This is a genomic window from Vibrio sp. E150_011 (genome assembly GCF_053544015.1).
In genome coordinates this window covers 22,122-28,592 of sequence record NZ_JBHFOL010000032.1, presented here as the reverse complement: position 1 = coordinate 28,592, position 6,471 = coordinate 22,122, and the positions used below count along the sequence as shown (strand labels likewise).

The window sequence follows — 6,471 nt, the reverse complement described above, 5'->3', positions numbered from 1 at the left end:
GTGTCGGCTTTCCATAAGGTACATGACAAAAAACACAACTTGGAGACTTTTGTTGGCCCAATTCGGCACGGCTGGCGTCATTACTGGTTGCGGTAAATGAGGTAAGGGATAGTAAGAGTGCTGTGATGACGAGATAAATGCGCATACCCAATGTCCATTGTGAAGTAGAACTTGAGTATAAAGGTTGTCCCTAGGGGAACCTCAAGCGATTGATACCACTATTGCGTCACGATAATTCATTTTTGATTTGGTAATGTAATAAGAATAAACGGTAACTGTCTAGAGGAAGCAAGGGTATAGGGTAATAAAAAGAAGATGGTGATGTCAGTTGCGGGAGGGCAAGACGTTTTTTCAGTTCCTACAAAGTCTGATCGTTTATCTAAAGACTGACTGCTTTTGGGCTACAGCAAGTCGGGCGGGGCAGGCAAGCTAAAATACTTTTGCCCCATTCTTTGTTTCAAACCAATCACAAGAACCGTCATCACCTTGGAAAAGGGGATCTCATTCAGCGCGTTGTAAAACCTATTTACGTGACTTAGTCGTAGTTTTTCAATTACCTACACTCTGTAAGAGATCCTCACTTTCATGAGGATGACGAATGTTGTTAGTTGGAGAAAAAAGGAACCTAAACTGTTTATGTCCCAAAATGTGCCCGTTCGGTTTTCATAAACGCAGAATAAATTCTGGCATGTTACTGCCCGACAAATAAAACTAACCGTCATCCCCTTGAAAAAGGGGATCTCATTCAGCGCGTTGCGAACTCGAAGTATTTAACTTAATCAAATTTTTTCAATTGTCTACGCGCTTTGTGAGATCCTCACTTTCGTGAGGATGACGAATGTGGTTGGTTGGAGGAAAAAGGAAACTAAACCGTTTTTGTCCAACTTCGAGCTAGCTGGTGAGGCTAGCTCAGATTTGCTTCATTTTTTGTTTTAAACCAATCACAAGAACCGTCATCCCCTTGAAAAAGGGGATCTCATTCAGCGCGTTGCGAACTCGATGTATTTAACTTAATCGAATTTTTTCAATTGTCTACGCGCTTTGTGAGATCCTCACTTTCGTGAGAATGACGAATGTTGTTGGTTGGAGGAAAAAGGAAACTAAACCGTTTATGTTCAAAAAATTGTTAGCTTAGGACTAATTATGTGTGTAAAGCGTTACTTTGAGCTATCAGGTCACTACCCAATTTTAAGTGCGACATCCGCTTTGGGAGTTCCTCGCTTGCACGAAGATGCCAGCTTAATTTTGATGGTTTAAAGAATAACATCCTGATCGAACTATTTTGTTCTCTGGTTTCAGCCGCTACCCAAACGAAGGTAGCCCCGGTTTTTACACCGGGGCTTTTTTTGGCCAAACGACTTATTTTCCAACCAAAAACTATTGAATCATTGATTACGCGGTTGCGCGGTCGTCAGTATTGACGACGTTTAAACGGTTACCATAAGCAGGGCGTACTGCTCTCATGACTTCCAATCTAGAAATGCTGCCAACTAACTTACCGTCTTCTAGAACGGGAAGGACTTGTGGTTTAGCCACTTTCATTGCTTTAGCGCGTTCTTCTAAAGACAGTGTGGTCATGCTGGTGGCGTATCCCATCGATGTCGTTGGGAAAAGTTGTTCTTTGTCGATGCTTAATGCCTCAATAACATTAACGAGTGTCTCTTTAGAGCTGATTGACACCACGTTTCTATTCATGATGTCGACGACTTTTTGTTCTTCTTGCGGAATGTAGTTTTCACACCATAAATCGACCATAACATCGTGTACGGATAGAAAGCCGATAAGGCGAAGGTTGTCGTCGATAACGGGTGCGCTCGTTAAGTTATTATCTAGTAGGGTATCCAGCGCAACTGAAGTGATCGTTTCTGTGCTAAGTGTGATTGGCTGGTTGTTCATGATTTGTTTAACGGTGATATTTTTCATAATGTTACCCCTGAAGACAATAATAAGTGTGTGAGTCAAACCGAGTGTTTTTCATAGTCAGTATCGTGTTGTACTGGTTCTTGTTTTCGGTCTCTGCCGTGTTGGTATCTAGATTAAGTGCAATCGTACCGTTGCGTAAAATTGATAATATTTATTATCAAAATCAGAAAGTTTGATATGATTTAATTTCACTTAAAAACAATCACTTACGTTTTCTGGTGTGAGTGTTATTGAAAAAATAAAAGATAAGCAGGTCTCTGATTTGGTTGGAATTTATACAGGGGAATTTGCTGGCTATGTGTCAGAAATTTAATTGATATGTCCCGCTAATCGGCGGTGTATCTAATCGGCAATAGCGCTAAGTATTTTTAGAGCTATGTATTTTCATTACGAGACTCGGCATTGATATTCGAGAAAGGTACCCGCTTAGCCATCAAGCAGATTATTGAGATGCATGGGGAATATCGGTACATGGTAGGTGGAAAAGTCGGTAGTTGGGTGTACTTACATCGCAATGCCTGTTGTTTATGAAGAGGACGTGGCAAAAAATCGGTACGAAGCTGCTGAGATAAGATGAGCGCAGGCAATGCTTGAACGAGGTGATAACCGTAAGGTGCTGCGTGGTTTATTCTACGCGCTGAGGCCGTTATTAAACTGGTTTGCGTGATCTAATAATCGTTTCGTTAATGCTTGCTAAGTAGCTAAGTAGCTAAGTAGCTAAGTAGCTAAGTAGTTGCGTCTGTGTCTGTATTGAAATACCAAATGCTAAAGCTAGTCGCTTTAGAGTAAGAACACAGTGGCCGACTAGCCTGGCAGAGTGAGAATAGTCTAATGGATTATTCTGAATTGACCAATACAGGCTGTTTCAATGAGTTAAGTCCCATAGTAAACATGGGCAAGATCTAAGTGATAGATTACATCGCTATAGTTATAGCCTAGCTTTATGTGTTGGATTAAAGGACTCTTAAACCCATCTTTGGACGCCAGTATGAAAAGGTGGTGAAGGGGGGGATGATAATGATGCATGTTGGGGAAGATAGCGCTGGTGAGTATTATTTACAGGATTTCAAAATAGGGTAGCCCCAGTGATGACACTGGGGCTTTTTTGGCCAAACGACTTATTTTCCAACCAAAAACTTTTTAATCATTGAGCGTTACGCCGTTTCTAGCGTGCGCTCTACGATATTGAGGCGGTCGCCATAAACAGGGCGAATCGCTTTCATAACGTCTCCGCGTGATAGCACACCGACTAACGTACCGTTGTCGAGTACAGGAAGAACATGGGGTTTACTGACTTTCATTGTTTTTGCACGCTCTTCTAATGAAAGCGTTGAATAGCTTGTGGCAATTCCCATTGACGATGTTGGGTATAATTGCTCTTTGTCGATGCAAAGATACTCTGCAACATCAACAAGCTTTTCGTTGACATGGATGGCGACGACGTCGCGATTCATTAGGTCTACAACCTTTTGTCCTGCTTTAGGGATATAGTTCTCACACCATAGATCCACCATCACATCGTGAACAGAGAAGAATCCAACCATGCGGCCCTCAATATTGACAACCGGTGCGCTAGTTAAGTTGTGGTCTAGCAATGTGTCTAATGCGACAGATGTCAGCATCTCAGCACTTAGCGTGATAGGTTGGTCGTTCATGATTTCTTTTACAATAATAGTGTTGTCCATAGCGGTTTCCTTTACTGACATTAAGGTGGCGGTTTGTGTGATAGCGGATACGTTGGCCGCTTTTAGTTGTGGTCTGCGATAAATACTCCAGTTAGCAAGTCCAACAAGGACAGCACCACCGATGATGTTACCGAGCGTTACTGGTATTAGGTTATTGAGAACAAAGTTAGAAGCAGTTAAGTCACTAAAATGACTCGCATTAATACCTACTGTTGTCCAGAATTCAGCAGGTGCGAAATTTTGAATAACAATGCCTAGCGGCACCATGAACATGTTAGCAACGCAGTGCTCGAAACCACTACTAACGAACATGGCAACAGGTAGGATGGTCATGGCTGCTTTTGTCATGGCATTAGCAGAGCTAAACGTTAACCAAATCGCAAGACAAACTAACAGGTTACAAAGTACGCCAAGAGCAAAGGCTTGAACCCAAGAATGGTGCAGTTTATGTTGTGCGATATTTAGCGCATTTAAGCCCCATTCACCGTTGTCCATTTGATACAAGCCAGCAGCAGATACAATCAGTAGCAGGAACATCGCACCAATGAAGTTGCCGACATAAACCTTGCCCCAAATTGAAATCATTTTACTAAAGCTAATTTGTTTGTTTGCCCAGGAGATGCTGGAAAGTACTGAGCTAGTAAACAGTTCACCGCCACAGATGACGATTAAAATGAGTCCCATACTGAATGCAAGGCCACCGGCTAAACGGCTGAGTCCCCATCCTGCATCTGCACTACCCGTTGTCACCGTGATATAGAACAAAAACGCGAGTCCGATGAAGGCACCTGCCATAATGGCAAGGCTCATTGTCATACCACTGGTTTTCTTTGCTTTACTTAATGCAAACTTCTCCGCCTCAGCCATCATTTCGATAGGTGAGAACAAGAGCTGATTATCGGAGTTGGAAGTTGCCATTAATTACTCCTTTCCTTTTAGTGTGTTTAGTCGGTCGCTCATTTCATAACGCTTTAATCTATTTGCGAAAACAAGGCTACTTGCCGTGTTCGAATCTAGATTAAAGCCATTTGGTGCTAGAGGTAAAATTGATAATTTTTAATATCCACATCAAATTTATTGATAAGTATTGTTCACTAGGTAGAATAGGGGGGCGGCGTAATAAGGCATTGGTTTCATTTGCAATTGATAAGCAATGCAATGCGCAGTGATGCTGGATTACTGAACAGGCTGATGTAGCCAAAGGTTTTGCTAAGAAAACTTGATATCAGTAAGATAAAGCGTGTTTAAACAAACATTAATTTATGAGCGTTAGAAAAGGATCATCATGCGGTACTCACTCAAACAACTTGCCGTATTCGACGCTGTCGCCGACAGCGGTAGTGTTAGTCAAGCTGCGGACAGGTTGTCTTTAACTCAATCAGCTACCAGTATGTCGTTAGCACAATTGGAAAAAATGCTCGGCCGACCTCTTTTTGAAAGACAAGGCAAACAAATGGCTCTCACTCATTGGGGAGTCTGGCTAAGACCAAAAGCCAAACGTCTGTTACAAGATGCCCAACAAATTGAAATGGGGTTTTATGAACAGCATCTACTCAGCGGCGAGTTAAAGCTTGGTGCAAGCCAAACACCCGCTGAGCATCTAGTGCCTGACCTTATCAGTGCAATTGACAATGATTTTCCAGAAATGCGTATTACGTTAGGCGTCCAAAGTACCGACTCGGTAATAGAGGGTATATTGGAATACAAGTATGACTTAGGCGTAATTGAAGGTCGTTGTGATGATAACCGTGTCCATCAAGAAACATGGTGTCGAGACCACCTTACCGTGGTTGCAGCCGCCCATCATCCGTTTGCGAGAAGAGATAAAGTCAGCTTATCTCAACTAGAACAGGCGCGCTGGGTATTACGCGAGCATGGTTCAGGTACGCGTAAGATTTTTGATAGCTCTATTAATCATCTTATTGCTGATTTGGATGTATGGCGTGAATACGAGCACGTACCTGTATTACGAAGTATGGTGGCGAATGGTCAATATCTAACGTGTTTGCCTTATCTAGATGTTGAGCAGTTTATCGAATCCGGTCACCTCGTTGCCCTTAATGTGCCAGAGCTCGATATGGAGCGAACATTATCGTTTATCTGGCGCGCAGATATGACAGAAAACCCATTGGCTGAATGTGTTAAACGTGAAGGGTTAAGAATGATGAAAGGACGCCCATCAGTACTTTAGTGTGACTTACCTCTAATTTTACATGCAATTAATGAAATGAACTTTGATGTAATGTGCTCCCGATCACTTACGTTTGGGTTTGATTTGGTTATTGTGGCATCAGTTTAATGCAGCTGGTGCCACTTTATGAGTCAACTTATCGCTATTTCCATCACGACAGGTCTTCTTTCTGGGTTATGGGGGTGGACCGCTATTTCCTTTGGCTTGTTATCTTGGGCCGGTTTTCTAGGGTGTACCAGCTATTTTGCTTCTCCTACCGATGGTGCAAAAGGGCTAGCATTGAGCTTAGTCACTAACTTATCCGGCGTAGCGTGGGCATTAGTTATTATTCATGGCTCTTCGCTGATCAACCTCGAGATTGCAGGCTATGTACTTACCGCCTTAGTGTCGTTTTTTATGTGCTTTCAAGCCAAGCGTGCTTGGCTTGCTTATATCCCAGGAACCTTTATTGGTGCTTGCGCTACCTTCGCTGCAAACGGAAACTGGCAGTTAGTGATTCCATCACTTGTTTTAGGTGGTTTGTTTGGTTTTGCAATGAAATCGAGCGGTTTGTGGCTGCATGCGAATCTAGCACCGAAGCGAGACGGGCTTGTGGAAGATAATTAATGAGATAACGGTACCTTAATCCGCTACCGCCGTATTCCTCGCGGCTGTTAAATGATGGTATCAATT

3 protein-coding genes and 1 pseudogene are annotated in these 6,471 nt (G+C 42.7%); 2 read left to right on the top strand and 2 right to left on the bottom strand.

The genetic code is table 11. The features are described 5' to 3' along the window. Positions 1-1,392: 1,392 nt before the first annotated feature. Both ACE1OE_RS23835 and focA read right to left on the bottom strand, forming a co-directional pair. Positions 1,393-1,917 (bottom strand): annotated as a pseudogene (locus ACE1OE_RS23835) (CBS domain-containing protein); the annotation flags it as partial. Between the two features lie 1,160 nt (positions 1,918-3,077). Further along, positions 3,078-4,526 carry a formate transporter FocA gene (focA, locus tag ACE1OE_RS23830; protein WP_372061921.1) on the bottom strand — a complete coding sequence of 483 codons (1,449 nt, stop codon included), beginning with the start codon at positions 4,524-4,526 and terminating at the stop codon, positions 3,078-3,080. 367 nt (positions 4,527-4,893) lie between these two features. On the opposite strand from focA, the gene ACE1OE_RS23825 reads away from it, so the two are divergent. Both ACE1OE_RS23825 and ACE1OE_RS23820 read left to right on the top strand, forming a co-directional pair. Beyond that, on the top strand, positions 4,894-5,799 hold the full coding sequence (locus tag ACE1OE_RS23825) for a LysR substrate-binding domain-containing protein (protein WP_449212472.1): 906 nt from the start codon (positions 4,894-4,896) through the stop codon (positions 5,797-5,799). 126 nt (positions 5,800-5,925) lie between these two features. Continuing rightward, complete coding sequence (locus ACE1OE_RS23820) at positions 5,926-6,405, top strand: DUF1097 domain-containing protein (protein WP_449212471.1); 480 nt, start codon at positions 5,926-5,928, stop codon at positions 6,403-6,405. The last annotated feature ends 66 nt before the right edge of the window (positions 6,406-6,471 follow it).

Bases quoted from the DNA above. Each gene is read 5' to 3' on its own strand.
- focA (WP_372061921.1), bottom strand. From the start codon at position 4,526: ATGGCAACTTCCAACTCCGATAATCAGCTCTTGTTCTCACCTATCGAA.
- ACE1OE_RS23820 (WP_449212471.1), top strand. From the start codon at position 5,926: ATGAGTCAACTTATCGCTATTTCCATCACGACAGGTCTTCTTTCTGGG.
- ACE1OE_RS23825 (WP_449212472.1), top strand. From the start codon at position 4,894: ATGCGGTACTCACTCAAACAACTTGCCGTATTCGACGCTGTCGCCGAC.